Origin of the sequence: Peribacillus sp. Bi134, assembly GCF_918698065.1 — a bacterium.
In the GTDB taxonomy this organism is placed as follows: domain Bacteria; phylum Bacillota; class Bacilli; order Bacillales; family DSM-1321; genus Peribacillus.
In genome coordinates, this window is the sequence record NZ_CAKKLN010000002.1 from 95,948 (window position 1) to 120,206 (window position 24,259).

Annotated in this window: 22 protein-coding genes and 1 pseudogene; 17 read left to right on the top strand and 6 right to left on the bottom strand. The window is 40.1% G+C overall.

Going from position 1 to position 24,259, the window contains the following annotated elements:
* Positions 1-23: 23 nt before the first annotated feature.
* A complete protein-coding gene (locus tag LQ188_RS03425; RefSeq protein ID WP_230176058.1) occupies positions 24-803 on the bottom strand; it encodes a transporter substrate-binding domain-containing protein in 780 nt (259 codons plus the stop codon).
* 658 nt (positions 804-1,461) lie between these two features.
* On the opposite strand from LQ188_RS03425, the gene LQ188_RS03430 reads away from it, so the two are divergent.
* Positions 1,462-1,791 carry a hypothetical protein gene (locus LQ188_RS03430; RefSeq protein ID WP_230176059.1) on the top strand — a complete coding sequence of 110 codons (330 nt, stop codon included), beginning with the start codon at positions 1,462-1,464 and terminating at the stop codon, positions 1,789-1,791.
* Positions 1,792-1,962: 171 nt separating this feature from the next.
* A complete protein-coding gene (gene purU / locus LQ188_RS03435) occupies positions 1,963-2,862 on the top strand; it encodes a formyltetrahydrofolate deformylase (RefSeq protein ID WP_101224023.1) in 900 nt (299 codons plus the stop codon).
* 59 nt (positions 2,863-2,921) lie between these two features.
* On the opposite strand, the gene LQ188_RS03440 is transcribed toward purU, so the two are convergent.
* The 3 genes from LQ188_RS03440 to LQ188_RS03450 all read right to left on the bottom strand — a co-directional run bounded on the left by LQ188_RS03440 (position 2,922) and on the right by LQ188_RS03450 (position 5,546).
* Positions 2,922-3,581, bottom strand: a complete 660-nt coding sequence (locus LQ188_RS03440; RefSeq protein WP_157831076.1) for an SIMPL domain-containing protein — start codon at positions 3,579-3,581, stop codon at positions 2,922-2,924.
* Between the two features lie 138 nt (positions 3,582-3,719).
* The gene (locus tag LQ188_RS03445) at positions 3,720-3,914 is read right to left on the bottom strand and encodes a YwbE family protein (protein ID WP_034316239.1); all 195 of its coding nucleotides are present in this window, start codon (positions 3,912-3,914) and stop codon (positions 3,720-3,722) included.
* A gap of 111 nt (positions 3,915-4,025) precedes the next feature.
* Positions 4,026-5,546: an FAD-dependent oxidoreductase gene (locus LQ188_RS03450; protein ID WP_101223922.1), complete on the bottom strand. Its 1,521-nt coding sequence runs from the start codon at positions 5,544-5,546 to the stop codon at positions 4,026-4,028.
* Between the two features lie 364 nt (positions 5,547-5,910).
* Between LQ188_RS03450 and LQ188_RS03455 the strand changes: the two are divergent.
* Positions 5,911-6,213 (top strand): annotated as a pseudogene (locus LQ188_RS03455) (hypothetical protein); the annotation flags it as partial.
* Between the two features lie 120 nt (positions 6,214-6,333).
* On the opposite strand, the gene LQ188_RS03460 reads toward LQ188_RS03455, so the two are convergent.
* Positions 6,334-6,519, bottom strand: a complete 186-nt coding sequence (locus LQ188_RS03460; RefSeq protein WP_363320564.1) for an FAD-dependent oxidoreductase — start codon at positions 6,517-6,519, stop codon at positions 6,334-6,336.
* Between the two features lie 440 nt (positions 6,520-6,959).
* Between LQ188_RS03460 and LQ188_RS03465 the strand changes: the two genes are divergently transcribed.
* From LQ188_RS03465 to LQ188_RS03520, 12 genes are all read left to right on the top strand, one after another.
* Positions 6,960-8,153, top strand: coding sequence for a ParM/StbA family protein (locus LQ188_RS03465; RefSeq protein WP_048680510.1), 1,194 nt, complete (start codon positions 6,960-6,962; stop codon positions 8,151-8,153).
* Positions 8,154-8,161: 8 nt separating this feature from the next.
* Positions 8,162-8,704, top strand: a complete 543-nt coding sequence (locus tag LQ188_RS03470; protein WP_048680506.1) for a hypothetical protein — start codon at positions 8,162-8,164, stop codon at positions 8,702-8,704.
* Between the two features lie 473 nt (positions 8,705-9,177).
* A complete protein-coding gene (locus tag LQ188_RS03475) occupies positions 9,178-10,896 on the top strand; it encodes a right-handed parallel beta-helix repeat-containing protein (protein WP_157831075.1) in 1,719 nt (572 codons plus the stop codon).
* A 379-nt stretch (positions 10,897-11,275) separates the two neighbouring features.
* Positions 11,276-12,241 (top strand): glycosyltransferase family 4 protein, encoded by a 966-nt coding sequence (locus LQ188_RS03480; protein WP_290370096.1) that lies wholly within the window; start codon positions 11,276-11,278, stop codon positions 12,239-12,241.
* Between the two features lie 99 nt (positions 12,242-12,340).
* Positions 12,341-13,465 (top strand): DegT/DnrJ/EryC1/StrS family aminotransferase, encoded by a 1,125-nt coding sequence (locus LQ188_RS03485; protein WP_230176061.1) that lies wholly within the window; start codon positions 12,341-12,343, stop codon positions 13,463-13,465.
* A complete protein-coding gene (locus tag LQ188_RS03490) occupies positions 13,455-14,432 on the top strand; it encodes a Gfo/Idh/MocA family oxidoreductase (protein ID WP_230176062.1) in 978 nt (325 codons plus the stop codon). Before LQ188_RS03485 ends, LQ188_RS03490 begins: the two co-directional genes overlap by 11 nt.
* Positions 14,432-15,058, top strand: coding sequence for a PIG-L deacetylase family protein (locus LQ188_RS03495; RefSeq protein WP_157831073.1), 627 nt, complete (start codon positions 14,432-14,434; stop codon positions 15,056-15,058). The genes LQ188_RS03490 and LQ188_RS03495 overlap by 1 nt, the downstream gene beginning before the upstream one ends.
* Positions 15,059-15,790, top strand: a complete 732-nt coding sequence (locus tag LQ188_RS03500; RefSeq protein ID WP_230176063.1) for a WbqC family protein — start codon at positions 15,059-15,061, stop codon at positions 15,788-15,790.
* Positions 15,791-15,824: 34 nt separating this feature from the next.
* Positions 15,825-17,096, top strand: coding sequence for an oligosaccharide flippase family protein (locus LQ188_RS03505; RefSeq protein ID WP_157831072.1), 1,272 nt, complete (start codon positions 15,825-15,827; stop codon positions 17,094-17,096).
* Complete coding sequence (locus tag LQ188_RS03510) at positions 17,093-18,376, top strand: hypothetical protein (RefSeq protein WP_230176064.1); 1,284 nt, start codon at positions 17,093-17,095, stop codon at positions 18,374-18,376. Before LQ188_RS03505 ends, LQ188_RS03510 begins: the two co-directional genes overlap by 4 nt.
* Positions 18,373-19,494, top strand: a complete 1,122-nt coding sequence (locus tag LQ188_RS03515) for a glycosyltransferase (RefSeq protein WP_230176065.1) — start codon at positions 18,373-18,375, stop codon at positions 19,492-19,494. Before LQ188_RS03510 ends, LQ188_RS03515 begins: the two co-directional genes overlap by 4 nt.
* A 10-nt stretch (positions 19,495-19,504) precedes the next feature.
* Positions 19,505-20,041 carry a serine acetyltransferase gene (locus LQ188_RS03520; protein ID WP_230176066.1) on the top strand — a complete coding sequence of 179 codons (537 nt, stop codon included), beginning with the start codon at positions 19,505-19,507 and terminating at the stop codon, positions 20,039-20,041.
* An 84-nt stretch (positions 20,042-20,125) separates the two neighbouring features.
* Here LQ188_RS03520 and LQ188_RS03525 read toward each other — a convergent pair whose 3' ends face one another.
* Positions 20,126-21,418: an NCS2 family permease gene (locus LQ188_RS03525; RefSeq protein WP_101223911.1), complete on the bottom strand. Its 1,293-nt coding sequence runs from the start codon at positions 21,416-21,418 to the stop codon at positions 20,126-20,128.
* Between the two features lie 295 nt (positions 21,419-21,713).
* On the opposite strand from LQ188_RS03525, the gene LQ188_RS03530 reads away from it, so the two are divergent.
* Both LQ188_RS03530 and LQ188_RS03535 read left to right on the top strand, forming a co-directional pair.
* Positions 21,714-23,315, top strand: a complete 1,602-nt coding sequence (locus LQ188_RS03530; protein ID WP_230176067.1) for a DEAD/DEAH box helicase — start codon at positions 21,714-21,716, stop codon at positions 23,313-23,315.
* Between the two features lie 15 nt (positions 23,316-23,330).
* Complete coding sequence (locus LQ188_RS03535; RefSeq protein WP_101223909.1) at positions 23,331-24,239, top strand: phosphotransferase; 909 nt, start codon at positions 23,331-23,333, stop codon at positions 24,237-24,239.
* The last annotated feature ends 20 nt before the right edge of the window (positions 24,240-24,259 follow it).

Consider the following 24,259-nt stretch of genomic DNA (forward strand, 5'->3'; position numbering starts at 1 on the left):
AATGACTCCCTTTCTATCAATCTTTATTCAGGCTTAGTTGTGATGTCCTCACCAAAGTATTTTTTGCTGATTTTCGCAAGAGTTCCATCTTCCCGAAGGTTTTCAAGTGCTTCGTTGATGCGTGCAAGCAGCTGAGGGTTGTCGTTAGGCAGTACGATGGCCTGCTCGCTTCGTTCGATCAATTGCCTTCCTTCGATGTCGAAACCTTCCTTGGTCGCTTCCTTGCCGGTTACGAAGTCGGTGATGACGGCATCATGACGCCCTCCGCTCAATGCTTTCAGGGCGGTGATATCACTGTCATAGGTTTTTACATTGGTTGTATATTTTTCTGCAGTGGTTGCGTACGTAGAGCCTTTAGAAGCCGCAACTTCCTTACCCTTTAAATCTTCAACCGTTTTAATATCACTATCCGAACGGACAAAAATTTGAGGACCTGAATAGTAATAAGGGGTAGAGAAGGCAACATGTTTACTTCGTTGTTCATTGATTGTATGACTGGCAACCGCGGCATCTGCCCGACCGGTTTTAACACCTTCCACGATACCTTTGAACTTTATCCGTTTAGGCACTGGCTCTAGGTCGAGTTCCTTTGCAATTGCATCGCCAACTTCAATATCGAACCCGGTTACGGTCATGTCATCATTGACATAACTGAATGGCTTGAATTCACCTGAAGCAGCGAAAACAAACTGGTCCTCATTGATCAGCTTACTCCCGTCCTCCAGCTGGTCCTTTTCAGCACAGCCGGACAGAAGACCAAGAACAGCCAGAATGGATACAATGAATGTAACTGATGATTTCATGATAATTTCATTTCCCCCTTTGAAAAAAACTAATAGAATGGTCTATACCCTTATAAGGCAGTGAATAACCTTATTAACTAGGGAAAATAAAAACTGAAATAAAAATGGTTGTCCAGATCATGCCGACATTTCATTCAAGAATCCCCCTTAACTATGCATTTCATAAAGGTTCTCGGCCTTTGCCTTCATTTCCTTTAAATTCACCAGTTATTTATTGGAAGAATGATAGCGCCTATTAATAGAGGGTGGGAACTAATGGTATCTTTTCAATTCCATATAGGTAATTTCTATTTCAATATAAAAAAGCCGACCGTGATCAGGCCGACTTTTCCGCGATTAAAACCTATGAAATATGACTAGAGGATAGCTTTATCAATGATTTTGTAAGTGTTACTAAAGTAGAACTAGTGACTCTTGGAATAAAAGACCTTCATTTCATATCATCACTTTCTCTTTATTTACTCAAAAATGAAACCCATTGTTCCAAAGTAGGAATGTATAACAAGTTCCTTTTATATACGATTAAATTATTACAATTCAATTTTCATTAATAAAAGATATGTGGGCTGAATTAAAAGCTGATGCTTCATTTAATTCCCATGTATCAAGTTCAAAAAAGAAGGAAGAATAAAAGATTTGAAGTAAGAGGTGATTTCATATGTTTAGCAGTTCGAATCAAGCGATATTTGATCCAGGTTATATTTTTTTACTGTTAATTATTTTAGGGATTGTCTATTTAGTTTACTTTGCGTTAATTGTAGTTACTATAAAATTAAACGCTCTAACTATAAGTAATTTAACTATATCTTTCATTACTTATTTGATTGTTGGATCATATATGGCGGGAGCCGGTTATTATATGGATGAACATCCAGATTATAACTTAGTGTTTATTGGCTATGGGTTTCCGGATTTAATTTTATTGGCGTTCCCTTATATCTTTTTATCTCTAGCGGCAAGTCTAGGTGAAAAAAAACGAAATAAATAATAAAATAAAAAAGCATCTCTAAACTGAGACAGCGCGTTTCAATATGATACTGCCCCCCTGTTAAAGTAGGGGGGTCTTTGCATTCAATCCCGAATTGATTGACTGACTTTAATTTTTGCCATGAATTGAAGTATAATATAGCAAAATAGAAGAAGGGCAGTTGGGAAAATGGTGAGCAACTTTGTGCAAGAGCAGTTACAGGAATTTCGCGAAAGAAATCAAGATAGAGGCCGTTTGATTATAAAATGTCCGGACCAGCCGGGAATTGTTTCGACAGTTACGGCTTTTCTTAAAGAATATGATGCAAATATTGTTGAATTGAGTCAGTATTCGATGAATCCTGAGGGCGGTACCTTTTTCACCAGGATCGAGTTCGATTGTCCAGGATTGAAGGATAAGGCAGCGGGTATGCAACTGGCATTCCAGGAAGTTTCGACAGCATTCTCGATGCAATGGACATTTAACCATGTCAGTGATTTGAAGAGAACGGCCATCTTCGTTTCCAAGGAGCCCCATTGCCTTTTGGAATTGCTATGGGAGTGGCAAAGCGGGGATTTATTGGCTGATATTGCGCTAGTCATCAGCAACCATGAAGATACGAGGGAAATTGTCGAATCGATGGGCATCCCGTTTTATTACATTCCTGCCAATAAGGATATACGCAAGGAAGTGGAGACTAAACAGCTTGGACTTCTGGAAGAATTCAAAGTGGACCTTATTGTATTGGCCAGGTATATGCAGATATTGACGCCGGACTTCGTAGCGGCCCATCCGAACAGAATCATCAATATCCATCATTCATTTTTACCTGCCTTCATTGGAGCCCGGCCTTATGAACGAGCTTATGACAGAGGTGTTAAGCTGATTGGAGCGACATCCCATTATGTGACGAATGATTTGGATGAAGGTCCAATCATCGAACAGGATATTGAACGTGTGGACCATCGTGATTCTGCCGCGGATATGAAGAAAATCGGTCGTTCAGCTGAACGCAGGGTGCTGGCACGTGCCGTTAAATGGCATTTGGAGGACCGCGTGATTGTTCATGAAAATAAAACGGTAGTCTTTTAAAATGAAAAACCCCCCATTGGGTTGCCAAGGGGGGTTTTTAGGATGGAATTTAGTGAGTGCTAGTACGTGTATTCCACCCTTACTGAGGCAGTGATGTTCAGTTCACCAGGCTGAATCGGGGTAGTCGCCATTTTTGAAAAGGTACTTGTTTGATAAAGCATTGGGGTTGCCGTTTCGGATAGCTCTTCAACCTTATTAGGGACTGGGTTCAATGAGATTCCCAGTGTTCGAGCCATGGAGAGTGCTTTTTCATATGCATTTTTTAAGGCGAGAGAAAGTGCCTGGTTATAGTATGCATCTGGATTTGATAAAGAGAAGCGGATGCTGGTGATTGAATTGGCGCCGCTTCTGACGGCCGTGTCGATTATGCTGCCTATTTTCTCGATGTCGGACGTTTGGGCTTGTATGATGTGCTGGACTTTATAGTTCTTGAACAATTCCTTTCCGTCAATATAATCATATTGTGGATCGATTCTGTAATCACTCGTTTTCAATTGCTCTTCGGGAATGCCTGCGGATTTAAGTGATGCGATGACATTTGCGATAGCTTGGGAATTGGTTTGCTGGGCCTTTTGCGGGTCCTTATCCTCTGTTATGACTCCAAGGGTGATCGTGGCTTGATCCGGAGCAGCAGATAGCGTCTCTGAGCCGGAAACTTTCAATGTATGATCATCATTGCGGTAATAATCCCTTTCGGGGGCATTGTATTCTTGATTCATTTTGACACCAGCCTTTATAAGAGATAATCTCACCCCTATTGTACGAATTATGAACGGGAAACATGATTGAAATATCCCCATCGTCATTAATTCGTTCGAATGATCATAAAAAAACACTCGGCCAAGACCGAGTGCTCATTACTTATGAATGACTTGAACCCTGCCAACCTGCCCATCAGTCAACCTTACTTTAATTCCATGAGGGTGAGTGCTGGAGTTGGTTAAAATATCCTTTACAGTGCCGCTTGTCAGTTTTCCGGTGCGTTGATCTGCTTTAAGTACAATGTCCACAGAGGCACCTGGGGTAATATCTTTCCGGTTTTTACCGTTCATGTTCAATTCAATCCTTTTCAGAGTTATTTGCAACCATTCAATCATGCAGTAACTTCAGTATAAGGAAAACGGCGGGCCCAGTCGACTTTTAGATAAAATCACAATTGGCACTTAGCGAATTTTTTTCAATGGTTCGACAGCAGGGCCATTCAACACTTCACCAGCGATGGAGTAGCGGGAGCCATGACATGGGCAATCCCAAGTACGGTCGCCGCTATTCCAGGCAACTTCACACCCCATGTGTGTACATGTGGAATCAACGATATGAAGCTGGCCATCATGATCACGGTAACACCCAGCTTTGTCTCCATTCACCTTAACGATTGCTCCTTCATCAATTCCTAAGTCTTCCGGCGTTTTTTGAATGACGGCCAATTTGCCTTTAATCAGATGCTTCGCCACATCAGCATTATCTTGGACTATATTCTTCACGCCTTTTAAACGGGCAGGATCATACAATTCCGCATACCTGTTATCTATTTGCAAAATCCGGTCAGTTAAGATCTTGGCGGCAATCGATCCATTCGTCATTCCCCATTTCGCATAGCCGGTAGCTATCAGGACGTTTTGTTGGTTGGCTGTCACTGGACCGACGAAGGGGATATTATCCGGTGTCACGATATCCTGTGCCGACCAGCGGTAGGGAATGTCCTTCACATCGAAATACTGGGAACTGAAGTCCTTCAGTGCTTCATAATGCTCGATCGTCGAGATTCCCTGGCCTGTTTTATGGCCATCTCCGCCAACAAGTATAAGTTTTTCCCCATTGTCCAATTCCGTATAGCGAAGGGAGCGGCTAGGGCTGTCTGCACTGTAATACATCCCGCCTGGATACTCCTGTTCAGTTCTGATGCCAAGCACATAGGACCTACTTACATGAACACGGGCAAAGTATAAGCCCTTTTCATCATTAAAGGGGAAGTGGGAAGCAACGATTACCTGATTGCTTTTGATTGTATGTCCAGTATCGGTCATAACGGTCGGTGGATCGCCGTCTTCAATCTTCATTGCCGTTGTCCGTTCATAAATGGTGCCTCCGCTTTCGAGAATTGTCGAAATGAGGGCCGTTAAATATTTTAATGGGTGAAACTGTGCTTGATCTTTCATTATCACAGCAGCTTTACATGGAATGGAGAAAGGGATATTCTCCGCATAATCCCCCCGAATGCCAAGTTTTTGATAGGCTCTCAGTTCTTTTTGGATTTTGCTTATATATTCGTCCGTATTTGCGTACACATAGGCATCCTGTGCAGTCAAATTACATTCAATGGATTGTTCTTCTACCAAGTCTTTAATCAGCTTCATTCCATCTATATTGGCTTCATAATAAAGCTTGGCATTCTCTTCACCATGGTCAGTGATCAGCTGGTCGTAAATCAGGCCATGCTGGGCCGTGATTTTTGCTGTAGTGTGTCCTGTCGTTCCAGTAAGGATTTCGCCTGCTTCAATCAGTGTGACTTTAACACCTTGTTTAGCTAGTAGGTAAGCAGATGTGATTCCGGTAATTCCGCCGCCTACTATTAAGACATCAGTGGTTAAATCTGTATCTAATTTAGAAAAAGTAGGGAATGTCAACGCACTGCGCCAATAAGGTTCCGGAAATCGGGGAAGGTCTGTATTTTTTTCAGTCATTTGAATACCTCCATACAGTTCATTAGTGAATCGTCCATTTATTACCATACCCAAATCCGCTATTTATACGCTTATTTTTGTAAGAAGAAAGACTAAAAAAATACATTATTTGGTTTGTTTACAATTATGTATACATGTAAACACAAATAGATGATTTGTACACAAATATGTATATATGTTTACAAATACGTACACATGGCTATATATAAGGTGTATACATGTTTGTTCCTAATGTATACAAAAATGAATACAATTCGACAAATGAAAATAAAGCTACAGCTTATGAAGCATCGACTAATATAGAAATCTCTTCTATGGAGAGTGCTCCACCTAATTTTTTCTATGAAAAAGGGGGTGTTTTTAGATGAGTTCCAGAATCGCAGCAGTAGACGTAGGAAATGATGCAATTAAAACTATTTTTGGAAAGCTAGAGCCTAAAACTATATATACCAAATGTCATTACCAAAAGACATGAAGATCGGCCAGTCATAGGAATCGAAGAACTCGATGTAAAAAAACCTTGGAAGGGTTACATATTAGAGTCCATTCACCAGCCTTGCAAGACAATAATGCCATTTATCGTGTCGGAAATTTAGCGACAAAAAGTGATAACCCAACAGAACTAGATTTGGGGAGCAGTAAATCAGAGGAGGACCAAACATTAGTATTTGCGTATACATAAGCATCTTGTACATTCAATAGAATGGTTCTTCTATCAATCCTTTGATTGCTCCGTTCCTTCAGTGTTGGCCTCATATAGTATAGTCTGGCCTATTCCTCACTGTGATCAGTAATAAATTGGTCGTAAATCAAGCCGTGCCTGGACCGTGATTTTTGCGGTTGTGTGGCCTGTTGTTCCATTAAGGGTCTCATCTGCCTCAATGAATGTGGCTTTCACACCTTGCTTGGCTAATAGATAAGCTGAAGTGATACCCGTAATTCCGCCACCAACAATTAAGACATCAGTTGTTATATCAAAACGAAGGAAGGATAAAGTGCTGCGCCAATATGGCTACGGATATTGAGGAAGTTCTGTATTTTTTCGGTGATTTTAATATCTTCCTACGTTTCATTAGTGGTTTGTCCAATTTATTACCATGACCAAATTCTTCTTTTTACGCTTTCTTTTATATGAAGAAGATTATTAAAAGTTAGTTTTTTTGTTTGTTTGCAATATCGTATACATGTAAACAAAAATAGTTGGTTTGTACACAAAAAAGTAAACACGTTTACAAATGAGTACACATGGCTATATATAACGTGTGTACATATTTGTTCCTAATGTGTACACAAATGAATACAATTCGACAAATAAAGCTACAACTTATGAAGCATTGACTAATATAGAAACCTTTTCTATGCTTAATAGAGTGCTCCACCTAAATTTTTTTATGAAAAAGGGGATGTTTTTAGATGAGTTCTAGAATCGCAGCAATAGACGTAGGAAATGATGCAATTAAAGCTATTTTTGGAAAGCTAGAGTCTGAACTATATATACCAAATGTCATTGCAAAAGACATTGAAGATCGTCCGGTCATAGGAATCGAAGAGCTCGATGAAAAAAACCCATTGGAAGGGTTACATATTAGAGTCCATTCACCAGCATTGCAAGACAATAATGCCATTTATCGTGTCGGAAATTTAGCGACAAAAAGTGATAACCCAACAGAACTAGATTTGGGGAGCAGTAAATCAGAGGAAGACCAAACATTAGTCATGCTTTTTGCGGCTATTGCATTGGATGCTGCCAAGCAAGGGAATAATGATAAGTTCAAAAAAGTAAATAACGTTGTCGAAGCGAATTATACGCTTGGAACAGGTCTACCTCTTCGGGAAGTTAAGGAAGGGAAAGATGTTGGGTACCGTTCGAAGCTACTGGGATCCGTTCACCAAGTAGAATTTTTAATTACACCTAAATACCAAGGTATTAAGGTTAATATCAAATTTGATGAAGTGAAAGTCTATCCAGAGGGCTTCGCCGCATACATTAATTTAGTCATGGACAATGATTTGAATATCATTAACCGTGAATTAATAGATAGAAGAATTCTCATTCAAGATATTGGCGGACTATCGACAGATATCGCGGTCATTAAAAACCGTAAAGTTGACGATGATAAGGCGCAAGGGTTCAATCTAGGAGTAGCTGAGGCTCTTGAATCTATTCGTGAAGAAATCAGAAAAAAACACGGTGTCGAGCTGGATAGCAGGCGAGATGTCGTTGAAATCATCACGAAGAAAAACGATCGTAACCATATTATGGTTCGCGGAAGCCGGACAAGCGTCCATGATATCGTTGACCGGATTTTAGGAGAACTTGCGAAAAAGCAATATCGCCATCTGCGCAACGTATGGCAGAAAAACTCGCAAACGGAAATCTGCTATTTTGTTGGCGGAGGTTCGATTGTCTTGAAAGATTACCTGAAAACGCTCAATCAGAATTTTGATGGCTACAATATCGACTTTTTTGAAGATGAACGGGAAAGCGTTTGGATGATGGCCAACGCCTATTATAAATTGATTTCGGATTTTAATCGCCGGAATTCAAAGGAACAGCAGCAATCCCACCAAAAGAAGAAAGAACAAAGATCAGGTGCTGTTAAATAGGTGAGAGAATGAAAAAAACAGCTTCTTCTGAAATCAAAAGAGGACAAGCCATCACTTTTCGTATCCCTTCAGATGTATCAGATTATACGTTAAGGCAGCTGCAGAAATTGAAGGAAACGGAAAGAAGGAATTTTTCCAGTAAAATTGCCGAGTATGTTCTCGATGGAATCGGACAATCGACCCATCAGGAACGGGAAATGATTGCCCTGCCCATGCCGAACAAGCTTAGCAAATCTCAGCGTGACTGGCTCAAGCATTCCCACTCAGAAGCTATGCTTGGAACGATTATGTACCATCTTTTATCCGATCCTTTACGCGCAACAGCCTTGCTAGCCTCATTAGACAGCAATGTAATTAATGAGGAGATTTATTTGCAGGATGAGCCCGAAGAACAGGATAATGAAGTGGTGCAGGCAGAAATATCCAAGAAAGATTTGGATGACTTTGATTGGAGTTTGGAAAAAACCACACAACAAGTGGAGGAACCAGAACCTGAAGAGGAAAATCTTGATGATCTTCTTGGTGATTTTCTCGATCAAATGAACCAGTGAGTGAACATATAGGAGGATATCTGACTACAAGTTGGATATCCTCCTTTTTCTTTGCGGGGGTTATGAGGAATGACACATAAAAAAGAATATATCAAGCTGCAGCCTTTTCCCGGCAAACATCGGGGAAAGGCTTTTTCTGTCGAATGACGAGTCCCCCAAGTAACACCGGACACATTCCTCCTCTTTTCAATAGTGGCGCAAGGAGGTTTGTTTTCCCATCACAATCCGGTTTACCCCTGAGCTATTGAAGGTTTTTTGTATGGGGAAATTGTCGAATGAACTATACGTTTAAGCGACTGTTCCAAGATTAAAACATCTTATGTTGATTTTGAGAAACTCACATTTCAAATCCCTTGTAACATTAGATAGGCACCACTCTTTTCTAGGTCGACTAGGGTGTCGTGTCTGGTTTCTGCCCTGGAAAATGCAAAACAACTGTAGAAAAAATGAATAAAAGACATGGGAGTATTCAGATGAAACGATTATATGAAATAACAGGAATATTTACTGTGTTTATCGTGGCGCTCTTCTCCCTTCAATCAACTGCAGTCGGGGCAAACGAGATCTGCAGTCCCACAACGGGCACCGCGATTCAGTTATTGGACAATAAAGGGGAGTTAAAACAAACGCTGTCACTAGACGCAAACCATTCCGGCACATCGATCCGGACGATCCTTAATAATGCCATTACAAAGGTTTCCGCCTATCCGCAAGATGTATCGAATGGGAAAAGGGGAACGGTCCGTTTGTCAAAAGGCCAGTTTACGGCGAGTGCCTTTATTGCAATGAAAGAAGGGGTCATTTTAGAAGGGACGGTTGAGAACGATCGCCCCGTCACGACAATGTGTACCCAGCCCTCAAGCAATTCTGTCACGATTAAAATCATGGTGAGCCATACTGGTGTCAAAAACCTGATACTAGAAGGAAAACGAAGGACGGAAGACCCCAAAACTGGGAAACCGAGAAATTATTTTGAAGCAAGGAACAGGGGCATTGAGGTCACTGCAATCGATCAATCCAAATCCACGGCGGATTTGGTGTCTGTCTATTCGGCTGTGAATGATTTGCACAGGCTTCAAAATATCCTGATCGAGGATGTTCAAATTTCCGGGTATGAGGGATATGGCATTTACTTAGAACATGTGAATGGAGTCATGATTAAAGGGTCTGATTCAAGAAAAAGAAACAAAATGGCCATAAAGGATATTGGATATGCAGGCATCGGCGGTTATTCCGCGAGTAACGTGACTGTAAGGCATGCGACGGTGAGAAACCTTGGGCCCGGGGAGACGGTGGGCAATACCAAACAAAGCTATGGCATCGCCTTTAGTCACCGGAAAGACAGTGCCGGAGATGCAATGACTCAATCAAAGTTCCAGCGAAGTGACACAATCGCAGTCGAGGGGAATGTGGTGGCGAATAACCCTCGATGGGAAGGGATTGACACCCATTCAGGCCAAAATGTTTCCTTCACGAATAATGTCATCTTAAACACGCGTTTTCCAATCATTGTCGGAGGAATGGATTACAAGGGAGGAGCTATCTCAGCTTACCCACCCGGCAATATTACGATTGAGGGGAATAGAATCAATTCTTTTAATGATTATGCGTATTACGATATAGGTAAAAATGCAACAGTCAGCGAACGGGGCATTACAGTCAACGGAACGCAATACCATGATCTTACTGAAACAAAGATGGGCTTCCTGCAAAAGGTCATGATTAAAGGCAATTATGTGAATGATGTCCGGGCTAATGTCGAGGAATGGGGAGGCATCAGTATTCATGTGACCAAAAATGCCCTTATTGAAAGCAATATCATTGAAAATAGCCTCAACAATGGGATCGCGATGCTTAGCTCCAACAAGTTCACCAAAATCAAAGGAAACATCATAAACCAAATTCATAAATCCGATGAAAAGTTCATTTCAGCGGGCATTGGCATCAGAGGGTCGCATAATAACGGCAGCCCTACAAATGACTATGCCATCACCTCTTTGAACATGAAAAGCAACGTCATTGAAGGGGATAACAGATTTACCGAAGTTGGGCATGAAATCCATGTACAAGATAAAACGGTTTATAACCGCCTGGATGACTGGATTGCCATCTCGGCATTCCTTGATTGGAACAAACCTAATGTGAAAAACATCATGGAAGATGGTGAAGCACATCCGAATTATCTAGAGTAAGGGAGGGCTGTACAAGATGCTAGTGGGTTTCAAAGTTAAAACGCCCCATTCTAAAAAAGGGACATGCGCCACCTATATTAAGTGTTACATTTGTTTTCTGGGGTGAAGCAATAGGCAAAGCATTACTCTGTAAGTCAAATTTGAATCACAGTGGTAAAAGAGGAAGTGAAAAAGTGAAGATTCTTTATTTGCATCAATATTTCAATACCGATAAAGGCAGTACCCGATCTTATGAAATAGCTAAATTTTTAGTTTCTAAAAATAATAAAGTCACCATCATCACCGGGTTTCCATAGATTCGCGAGAGGGAATAAAGATAATCTCAACCAAAACTAAATATAAACAAGAATATAGTTACCTGAAAAGATTATTATCGTTTATTCATTATATGTATAAAAGTTTTTTCATTGGGGTGAGGGAGAAGGAGGTAGACGTTGTTTATGCTTCCTCGACCCCTTTGACAATTGGATTGATAGGTATGCTTCTTGCTAAGGTGAAGCGCAGCGAATTTGTTTTTGAAGTAAGGGATTTATGGCCAGATATACCTATTGAGCTGGGAATCATCAGACATGAATGGTTAAAGGGAATTTTATTGAAGCTAGAAAGCATGATTTATTCTTCAGCTGATAAAATCATCGTGCTTTCGCCTGGAATGAAAGAAGATTTATTGAGAAAAGGAGTCAAACGGGAAAAAATTGCTACGGTTACTAACTTTGCGGATATAAACTATTTTTCTCGAATTCGTTCCGAAGATAAAGAAGAAGCATTGGATAAATTAGGTTTAAAAGCGAAGTTTATCTGTTTATATGCAGGCACATTAGGATTTATCAATAATATCGATTATATTTTACAGCTTGCCGAAAAGACGGATGACCCCGATATTGTCTATCTAATTGTAGGTGATGGAAAGGAAAAAGAACGCTTAATTCAAGTGAAAGAGAGCAAAAGATTAAACAACGTCATTTTCTTGGATCAGGTATCTAAAAAAGAAGCGTACTTATTAATGGCCGTATCTCATATAGGTCTGTGTTTTGTACGTGATAATGAAATATTGGATAGGAATAGTCAAAATAAACTTTTTGATTTTTGGGCAGCCGGAAAACCAACATTAATAAACTATAAAGGCTGGCAGCATGAGGTCATGACAAAATACGATGCAGGTCACGGTTTTGAATATAGTGAAGAATCACAGATGGTAGAGTATGTAAAAGCAATGAAAAATGACAAACGAATGTATCTGAAAATACAAGAAAATATAAAGCGTTTAACCCTGAATTATGAGAAAACCAAATTGATTTCAAAACTGGAGCGAACACTGTCGGAATTGGTTGTTAATGATCATTGAATATTCATGAACAATGGGTCATACAGAATTTGATATATTTGTCTGCATCTCACTTAAGGTCTATTGAAAGATCTAATTTTGGAAAAAGGATGGAGTTCCATGGAGACTATCGTAAATACAAAGCCAGTGATAACAGGTTGGGTAAAACGGGAATACCTTAAGAACATCGAGCGGATTTTGGATTCTGGCAGGTTAATTTTAGGTGAGTATACTCGGAAATTTGAAGAAAGCGTCAGACAATACAGTGATTCTAAGTATGCTGTCGCACTTTCCAGTGCCACGGCCGCCATTGAAATTATTTTAAAATATCTAGATGTTGAAGGCAAAGAAGTGATCATGCCAAGCAATACGTTCATTTCTCCAGTATATGCGGTGAAAAATGCGAAAGGAAGGGTCGTTCTTTGTGACATTAATTTAGAGGATTTCAATTTGGATTTAAATAGCCTGAAGAACGCCGTGACTCCTAAAACGAAAGTTGTCCTAATTACGTATATTGCCGGAAGGATCCCTGATAACATCTTTGAGATTAAAGAGTTTTGTGATGAGAATGATCTTTATCTAATCGAAGATGCTTCACATGCTTTTGGTGCAACTATAAATGGATATAAAGCAGGCACAATCGGATTTGCTGGGGTTTTTTCAATGTACCCCACTAAAATTGTTACAAGTGCAACAGGCGGTGTCATTACATCGGATGATATAGATTTAATCAAATACTGTGAGTTGTTAAGGCACCATGGGAATGAAAATGGTGCAGTCAATCAAGTATTATCCGGTGACATGCTTCTCAGTGAATTTAATGCATTGCTTGGTTATCTGCAAGTTCAGGAAGCTTATGGGATGATCCAGGTCAGGCAGGAAATCTTCAGTTTCTATCAAGAAAATTTGAACGAGATTTTTCATGAACACGGTCTTTACTTCCAAGCTTCATCTGACCACAATATATCTTCATTTTATAAAATAATCGTCATGTCTAAAAGCAAAGAGCAATGCGAAACATTTAAAAAGCATTTAAACGAGTGTCATATAAGCACCGGGCATTGTTATGGGGTCCCATTACATTTACAGCCCACATTGCTAGAGGAATATCCCCTTGCGTCTCTCCCGAATGCCGATAGATTTCGTGAATCTCATTTCACGTTGCCATGTCACTTGGATTTGTCAGATGAGGATCTGAAATACATTGTAGCGAAATGTAAACAGGCAGTGGAACATGGCGATTAAAAATAGGATTGGAGTGGTGGGGTCAGGTCCAATAAGCTGTGCCATGATTGATGCCATTAATAAAAGTTCAAATGGAGAGGTGATGGGAATTTGGGGGAGAAGATTTCATTATGCCAAGGAGCTTGCAAAAGAAAAAGGAGTTTCTAAAGTTTATGGATCCCTGAATGAAGTGTTTGAAGATGATGAGCTGGATACTGTTTATATAGCCACTCCAAATGCTTCCCATTATGATCAAGCGATGGCAGCCATTGAGCATGGAAAGAACGTTATTGTGGAGAAAACGGCATTCATGACAGCCGATCAGGCCAACCGAGTTTTCGATGCTGCAGAAAAACAAAATGTTTTTGTGTTTGAGGCAGTTAGATCCATTTATGAACCCAACTTTCAAATTTTAAAGAAAGCTATTAAAAAGTTAGGGAAGATCCATGGGGCAACCCTAAAGTACCAAAACTATTCCAAGCAGTATTCGGCCTTATTAAAAGGGGAGAAAGCTCCACTTTTCGATGATAATCATGGTGGCGGGACATTAAGAACGATTGGAATTTATCCTATTTATGCGGCCATCCAATTATTTGGTGTTCCCGTTAAAAGTTATTATTTTAAACAATTGATCGTAAAAAACATTGATTTAGGCGGTACGTGCATCTTTGAATATGAAGATTTTAAAATAACGATGTTGATTTCAAAAATTAACTTAACGAATGATTCAATATCGGAAATTTACGGAGAGAACGGAACCTTGCGTTTTCACTCGTTATACGATATCCGCACAATAAGTTACCGCAGTATCATTAATGACATTGAAGAAACGATAAGTGAACCTATCAGTGATAACAGTTTGCTTTATGAAATCACTGAATTTTCAGAATGTATTTTAAAGAAAAATGTAACGGCCTATATGGAACAAAAGAATATTACGCTTAAAGCGATATCTATCATTGAACAAGCTTTAAATGGAGGAACATGATGAAAAAAATATTGCTAGTAACAGCACACCCGGATGATGCGGAAATTAGTATGGGCGGTACCGTTCGTAAGCTGTTGAACCAAGGACATTACATTATCAACATCATATTTTCCATCCCTTCGAATATCGAGGTCAGGAAACAAGAGGCAATGGAGTCATCAAAGAATTTCGGATATGAGGTACAGTTTTCTAAGTACTGTGAGGGTAATAACGTTGAGGATATCCCTCTCCATAAATTAATAAAAGAGCTCGACGATATCATCGAAAAGATGGAACCAGACGAAATCTACACACATTGGATGAATGATAGTCATCAAGATCACCAAAAGTTATCAAAGGTGGTAAGAAGCTGTTTCAGGAAAAAACAATTTACACTATATGAATTCGAACAAATCAACCAAAATAATAACATCGCTGCCAATCAATTTCACCCGAATATTTATAGTGATATTACAGAGTTCATGGAAGATAAAAAACGTATGATTACCGTGTTCCAATCACAGCTAACCGGGTATATGGGGCATTATTTAGTGAATGCGGAGCATATCGGCAGTTGGAGGGGTTCCCAAGTGAATTGTAAATACGCGGAGACATTCCTATTAATTTTTTCAAAAGAGGTTTTGTAGGTGGAAAAAAAGAAGATAGTCACAATTCACCAGCCGAATTTCCTGCCCTGGATTGGTTTGATTCATAAGGTTTTCCAATCGGACGTTTTTATATATTTGGCCGATGTGAAATACTCTTCAAGTAATTTTCAAAATAAAACATATATTCTAGGTGCTGATGGAAAAGAGTCAAGGCTAACTGTACCGCTTCAAAAAAAGCCTGAAATGTTACATGAAAAATTAATCAGTTATCATTCCCCGAATCAAAAATGGAAAAGGAATCATTTGAAGCAAATATCCGAAGTTTATAAAAAAACTCGGCACTTTCAAGATTTCTTCCCGTTGTTGGATGAAGCATATCAAAAAGAACACGCTTTGTTAGTCGATTTAAATATTCATTTATTTGAATTGATTTTAAAATATTTAAATTATGAAGGAGAAACACACCTTTCCAATGATTTTAACACTTCCTTTGGAAAAACAGAGAGATTAGTCAGCTTAGTTAAGCAAACCAGAGGTACATGCTATTTAAGCGGGAAAAGCGGAAAGGATTATTTGGAAGAAGAATTGTTTCATAATGAAGGTATTGAAGTCGTTTATCAAAAGTTCATACATCCCGTGTATTATGTGAAAAATGAAAAAGAATGTGTAAAAAATTTATCGATTTTAGATTGGATCATGCACTATCCGGCGGATCAAATAAAAGAAACGTTAACGGAAGATAATGTAGGCAAATCAGAACAATGTAAATGAGTATATAAAATAGAGATGTGGCGTGGTTGAAAATATGAAAATAAAAAATGAATTTATGAATAAAATCCTTTTATTATTAACAGGGAATTCACTTGCACAGCTTATTCTATTCGCAAGTTCCCCCATACTGACAAGAATATATACACCAGAAGATTTTGGTGTGTTTTCAACCTATACGTCACTTTTGGCCATTCTCATGTCATTTGCATCTCTTTGTTTAGAAAAGGCGATTCCTTTAGAAAAAAACCATAGTAATACGGTTCACTTGATGTACATTAGCATGTTTACGATTGCCGTCGTTTGTATCCTGAATATAGGTTTAGGCTTCCTTAATCTATCATTATTTCGATTATACGGTATAGAAACTTCGATAATGAATGACTTTTTGCTTTCAATTGGCCTGTTTTTTGCTGGAATCTATCAAGTGATGAGTTACTGGATGTTAAAAGAAGATAAGTTTAAAGGGTTAACTCACTCTAAACTGCTTCAATCGATTAGCAATGTAATAAGTCAGTTCTCACTTATTTCCATTAATCATCAAGGAATAGGTTTAATAGCGGGAGATATGATTGGACGGGGAATAACCCTTGTGTACATTTGGCGATATTTCTTAAAGCGAATGCATTGGCCAAAAGTGAACTATAGGAGAATCGGTTATTTGCTTAAAAAATATGAGAAATTCGCCAAATACTCCACATGGTCAACCCTCTTAAGTTCCTTATCTATGCAAATCATATTTTTGTTATTGATGCGTCTATACGGACCTGACGTGACAGGGCATTTTTCCATGGCTACAAAAACGATCGGTTTACCGATTAGTTTGTTGGGAGCGAGTATTTCGACAGTATTCTATGCCGAAGTGGCAAAAAGCATTTCAAATGAACCGGGAAGAGTTTTACATTTGTATAAGAGCATTATTACTAAAACGGCCATGTTAGGTGTGCCGATAATGGTAATTTTGGCATGGATGGCACCCGGTCTCTTCAGCTTTGTTTTTGGAGGAGAGTGGCGTGTTTCCGGTGAATATGTGACATTGATGTCTTTTATGTTTTTAAGTCAAGTGATTGTCATGCCAGTTTCCCAAATATTGTTTTTAATCAAAAAACAACGGACTCAGCTCTTATGGGATGTTTCAAGGCTGTTACTGTCTTCTATTGGAGTTTTGGTCATATTCATTTCAGGGGGTTCAGCTGAAACAGCCATTTTATACTTTAGCATTTGTATGGGGGCCAGCTACTACTTTTTTGCTCTCCTTGGCTATAGGGCGATACATTCCATAGATCGAGAGGATAATCTAAAAAAATGAAGCTGATTCAACTGGGTCTGGTAGGATTATACGTCTGGTTACTGGATATATCCTACGTTTACTTTATTTCCCCTGAATATGCTTATATGGGGTATATATATCGGCAACATCCAAGTGCAGTCATGATAGTAATTTCCATGTTTTTTATTATATTGCCAGCCATATTCATAAAAAAGGAACTGGATAAGCCGTCGGAACTCGTTTTCTGGATTTTGTATTTTATTGTCTATATACCGGTAGTATGGGTTCCGAACTATTTATTTACGCTGCAGCCTGATTTTATATATACGAATGTTCTTTTGTTTTTTTGTTTACTTATCATTGGATATGTAAATAGATTGCCAGCCATGAAGATTACACCTCCTAATGTTAATCTCGGTCTATTAAAAATCATTTTTGTTATAACATTATTGATTTTTTTTCTTTACATCTTCAAAGTTTCGGGCGGAATTAGTCTAAAACCTCCTATAAATTCCGAGGATATCTATGATAAGCGAATGGCCTTTCGAACGAAACTAACCCCTCTTGCAGGCTATATTATACAGTGGCTTGCAAAAGTATGTAATCCATTAATCGTGACCATTGGCTTATGCAAAAAAAAATATACCTATGTGGTTATCGGACTAGGGCTGCAATACCTTTTGTACACCGTCAATGGCTTGAAGTCCACTCTTTTATCGACTGGATTATTAATCATTGTATTCATTGCTTTTCGGAAGAAGGGAAGGGATTTTTCCATACTTTTTTGTATAAGTCTTTGTTCGCTGTTAGGCATCAGCGTTTTTCTTGATTTTATCCTTGATCAGGCATATTTTTCTAATTTATTTGCCAGAAGGATGATCATCACACCGGGCTTGCTGACAAGCTATTATGTAGACTTCTTTTCAACTCATCCAAAAGCCTTGCTATCGTATAATATTTTAGAAAAATTCATAGATCCTGTTTATGACAAGAGTCCGCCATACATTATCGGTACAGAGTACTTTGGTAGACCAGAAATGGCAGCAAATGCCAATATGTTCGCCGATGCTTTTGCTAATTTCGGTTATATTGGATTCTTGGTTTATACAGTGATCTTGGCAGCGATATTATGGTTTTATGATAGCTTGACGCAAAATGAAAAGTGGCAAGGTGTCGGCATAATCCTGTTTGTTGTACCTGCATGGTGCTTAGCGGATACTGCGCTTACCACAACGTTTGTGACAGGCGGGATGTTTTTTACTTTCGTTATCATGTATTTATTGTTAGGGTCAGATTTACAAAAGGGAGATAACAGATGAAGTTATTTTATAATATTAGTTCGGTGCACCCATGGAATGATACGAGGATTTATTTCCGGCAAGCCTTTTCTTTTGGAGAAACAGGAATGTACAAGGTGAAGCATATAGCGATTGAAAATAACTTGATCCCTGAAAACATCCCTGGCAATATCGAAGTTGAATTGTTGACTAAGAGATCAAGAAAAGGGCGAATGTTGAATTGGATTGCTCTTTACCGCAAGATCAATAAAGATAAACCTGATGTGATTCAGTTTCATGATCCGGAGCTGCTGATTTTAATGAGCTTCATAAGGAGAATTCCCCGTTATCATCCAGTCATTGTTTATGACATGCATGAAAATGTACAAAAGGTCCTTATGAGAAAAAAAATACCCGGAATTGCATTGAGTATATATCGTCATTTGGAGAAACGATTGCTAAGTGCATGCAGCGGGGTCGTGTTTGCAGAAATAACGTATAAAGAGGATTATCAGTTCTTAACTTGTCCAACAACAGATGTTTACAATTACCCGAAAATTCCCGAAATGAAAGAAAACAAAGGAAAAGAAGATGTTTTCACCTTTATCTACCTAGGAAGCATCTCTGATATACGTGGCGGGGAAACCATGCTGATTCTTGCAAAAAGATTAGTAGAATTAAAGAAAGTGTTTCATATGAAGATCATTGGAACGGGCAGTGAAGGCTACATCGAAAAATTGAAAACTTTCATCCTGGACAACGGCTTGGAAGATTATATCAGTCTAGAGGGTGTAATGGCCTTTGATAAAGCATTCGAATCCATCCAGAAAGCACATGCAGGCATGGCATTTTTAGTTCCTGATCCTAATTTCATGGGTGGTAAAACAACAAAGTGTTTTGAATATATGGCCGCTGGCATTCCATTTATGGTTTCTGATTTTCTTATTCAAGATGTAATGGATAAATGGAGCTGTGGAGTGTCGGCCGATGTAGCGAACATGGATGATATGGTTCAAAAAGCGGTTTATTTACTGGAATCCCCTGAGGAAGCAGCAAACATGGGGGAACGAGGAAAAGCTGCATATAGACAAGAATATAATTGGGAGAATGAAAAGGAAAAACTACTATCTCTGTTTGATGAATTAAATTCATGCTCCTAGGAGGTTTGCTATGGGATTATTTAAATGGATAAATAAATTGGCGTTTATTGGTAACTGGGGGAGATTGGGCGGAATCCACGGAATAATCGTCATGTTTGTTTACCGGATAGGCAATATAATTTACTATAAAGTGAACGTTCCAATCTTAAAACAAGTATTATGGATTTTGTACCGCATGGTTGATTTGTTAATTATAAGACTCTTCATGAACTGTGAATTTCCTGCGCAATCTCATATAGGAAAAAAATTGCACCTCCCACATGGAGCTAAAGGCATTATAATCAATCCGTTTACTAAAATAGGGGATCATGTTACAATATTGCATCAAGTAACGTTCGGGCAAAGTAAAGAAATCAGAAAAGCTCCTGAGGTTTGTGATTATGCATATATTGGAGTGGGCGCTAAAATATTGGGCGGCATCCGAATTGGCACGAATTCGAAAGTGGGGGCAAATGCAGTTGTTTTGACATCCGTTCCCGATAATTGCACGGCGGTTGGGGTGCCAAGTGTGATTAAAGGTAAGCAGAAAGAAAACGTTATAAAATAATTGCACGTAAACAAATAAAGGAGTGTTCAATTAGCCTAATTGAACACTCCTTTTTATTATCCCATGGTGCCCTTCATGAGATGATCAAGCCAGGAAAATCAGTTGATAAAGAAATAGGGCAGCAAACATGTACACGAACGGATGCACTTCACGGAATTTGCCTCTTGCCATTTTTAAAATGGGGTAGGCGATGAATCCGAGTGCTATCCCGTTGGCGATGCTTGATGTCAAAGGCATGGCGACAATGACCAAAAAGGCTGGGAATGATTCATCAAAGTGTGTCCAGTCAATTTCATTAATGCTCTTAATCATCATGCTTCCCACGATGATCAAGCTAGGTGCCGTGATTGCCGCTACATTTGAGACAGCTCCTATCAATGGACTAAAGAAGGCTGTTATCAAGAAAAGGATGGCCACTACCAAAGCGGTTAAACCTGTCTTGCCGCCCGCTCCTACACCAGCTGATGATTCAACCGAGGCAGCGGTCGGGCTTGTACCGAACATGGCACCGACAGTAGTGCCGACGGAATCTGCAAAGAAGGCACTGCCGGATTTTTCAAGCTTGTTCTCCTTCAGCAATCCAGCTTGGCGGACAATTCCTAATAAAGCACCGGTCGTATCGAATAGCATTACAAGCAAAATGGAGAAGACGACGCCATATAGCCCGTAGTTAATGACATCGGCGATAGATGTGATGGGATTGGCGACTATAATGCCTTCCGGTAATGAAGGGGTGGAAACCAGGCCGTTAATTTCCAATTGGCCTGTAAAGAAAGCGATTATGGCAGTCACGATCATTCCGATGAATATCGCTCCCTGCACATTGCGAACGATCAGTACGATCGTTATGACCAAACCAACCAATGTAAGCGCCACGCTGGGATCCCTGAAGCTTCCAAGGGTAACCAGGTTGGATTCATGCTGTGTGACGACACCTGACAAACGCAGTCCGATGAAGGTGATGAAAAGCCCGATTCCGGCACTGATAGCATGTTTCAAGTTATTTGGTATGGCCTCGATCAATTTTGAACGGAAAGAGGTTAGGGATAAAAGGATAAAGATGATGCCCGTAACAAAGACTGCAGAGAAAGCAACTGTATATGAGATATCATGGGTTCCCAATACCGAGTATGCAAAATAAGCATTCAATCCCATTGCCGGTGCTATGACAATTGGGTAATTGGCTAAAAGGGCCATGCATAGGGTACCGACTATTATTGCGATTATGGTTGCTGTGAATGCCTGGTCGAATGGAACACCGGCATCAGAAAGGATCATTGGGTTTACAACGATGATATAAGCCAGTGTTAAAAAGGTTGTAAGCCCCGCAAGTACTTCCGTCTTAATATTTGAATTCCGTTCTTTTAATTTAAACATGCGGTCACTCCTTTTTTCTATACAAAAAATCCTTGCAAAAATCTACAAGGAGGAGATGCTTACCCTTTTTCAAGTAAGTAGCTCGATGATAATAAATCTTATAAATTATATTAGAAAAATAACTAAAGTACAATAGCATGAAAAATTTTAAGGTACAGGTTTTCTCGAAAATAGATAATGATATACTAACAAATAGCTTAGACTAAGGATAATGACATGAAGTGAACGAAGCTGTTACCATTAAAGTGGATTTATCAGTCAATTAAATGAAGAAATTCAGAAAGTAGGCCCATACATGACAGAATTCATCGACCTTGGCGTCAGCCCGGCGATTAATAACATATTAAAGCAAATAGGAATATCCGCCCCTACCCCGATTCAGGAGAAATCGATACCAGATATCCTTGCTGGAAGGGATGTCATCGCGAAGGCGCAGACGGGAACGGGGAAGACTTTGGCATTTTTGCTGCCAATCTTGGAAAAGGTCGATCCCGCCGCATCCCACATACAATCATTGATCGTCACGCCAACCAGGGAATTGGCTTTGCAAATCACTGCTGAATTGAAAAAATTCGCTGATGAAATCGAGGGACTTCAAGTGCTTGCAGTTTATGGCGGACAGGATGTCGAGCAGCAAATGAAAAAGCTGACAAGAAACATCTCCGTGGTGGTCGCCACGCCAGGAAGGTTATTAGATCATTTACGAAGAGGCACCATTGATCTCTCACAAACTCAAACACTTGTGCTTGATGAAGCTGATCAAATGCTTCATATTGGGTTTTTACCAGAAGTGGAAGAGATCATGGGACAGCTTCCAGATGAGCGCCAAACGCTGCTCTTTTCAGCAACGATGCCTGAACAGGTGCATCAATTGGCAAAACGCTACATGACTAAACCATTAACTGCCGCTGTGAAGGCAGAGCAAGTAACGGTCGAGAAAATCAGGCAGCTTGTCATCGAGACGACCGATCGTGCCAAACAATCTTCATTAATCAACATGATCAAAGAAGAACAGCCATACCTTGCGATCATATTTTGCCGTACAAAACGGCGTGTTTCGGTTTTGAATGATGCCCTGAAGGCAGCTGGATTCAATTCTGAAGAGCTTCATGGTGACCTTTCACAGGCAAAGCGGGAACGTGTGATGAAAAACTTCAGAGACGCAAAGCTTCAATATTTAGTGGCAACGGACGTTGCTGCACGAGGGCTTGATGTAGAAGGCGTGACCCATGTGTTTAATTATGATGTTCCCGAGGATGCAGAAAGTTACATCCACCGAATTGGCCGGACGGGCAGAGCGGGTGAGAACGGCTTGGCTGTAACCTTCATAGCAACGAAGGATCTTCAGCTTTTAAGCGATATTGAAAAAGGGATATCCATGAAAATCGAAAGAAGGACGATTGAAGGAGTGAAAATGTTCCAACCCGATGAGGTGAGGCAAAAAAGGAAGCGTCATGATGACTCTTCCGATGAGGGTACCCGCCGCCCGCGTTCGGGAGGGGGAAGGAAACATAGGGAACGGATAGATACGAGAGGACCGAATCGGGGCAGTCACCGTTCTGTAAATCAAGCGGATAATCGTGAAGTCGAGAGGGAGAAACCACGTGGAGGCCGGATGGAAAACAGCCGCGGGCCTATACGTGAGGATTCACGGGGAGTTCGTTCGGAAAACGGCCGCGGACCTATACGTGAGGATTCACGGGGAGGCCGTTCGGAAAACAGCCGTGGACCAAGGCGAGAGAATCCGCGGAGTGGCCGCTCGGAAGACAGCCGTGGACAAAAGCGTGACAATCCACGAGGAGGTCAGAGAGACAGCCGTAGATCAACTAGTACAGAAGGGGCGAGTAATCGCAGAGGTGGATCTGGCAGCAGCCCCAATAGAGGGAGAAACCGGTAAAAGGGGGAGACGGGAGTGAACAAGCCTTGGTTGGCAGAATATCCAGTTTCTCTGGATCTGGCAGGGAAATTGATCATGCTGCAGTTTCCGGAAATTGAGTTGAAAGAGATCAAGCAACTTGGGGAGGGTTTCGATAACACGGTCATACAAATCAATGGGCAATTTGTATTCCGTTTTCCCCGCCGCCCTATTGCAGTTACGTTGATTCAAGTGGAAAATCAGCTTTTGCCTTCCATTGCAGGCACTTTTCCGCTTGCTATCCCTGAACCAATCTTTTTTGGGAAACCAAGCACTTTGTATCCTTATCCTTTTACCGGTTATAAAATGGTGAAGGGACACTTGCCTGTAGAAGGAACAAAAGCAAATAAGGTCGAATCGGCAAAAAGATTTGCCCGCTTTTTGAAGGTTCTTCACAGTTTCCCTGTCGAAAGGGCTATGCGTTTGGGTGTGCAGCCTGATGGGATGATGAGGCTTGATGTACCTTATCGAAAGAAATCACTTATGGAAAATGTCTCGAATCTAATAAACCTAGGATACTTTGAACAGGCGCATGCAGTTAAGGATTTTGTTGAAACCTTAGGTGAATTGGACGTTCAGCATCCGATTTCACTCGTTCACGGAGACATTCATATCCGGAATGTTTTACTTGATGACGAAGGCTTTCTCGCAGGTGTTATTGATTGGGGAGATGTTCATATCGGGAATCCAGCCATTGATTTCTCCTTTTTATACAGTTATTTCCCAAAAGAGGTGCGCAGGGCTTTTTTCGAAATCTATGGTGAAATCGAAAAGGAAACAGAGAGCCTAGCCCGGTTCAGAGCCATATATATGCTTGTTACATTACTCGTTTATGGCATAGATCGCCACGATGAAGAGCTGATTGCCATTACGAGTACCGGTTTGGAATTTGCTATAGAAGAATAATTGTCATGCTCTTTTGATGT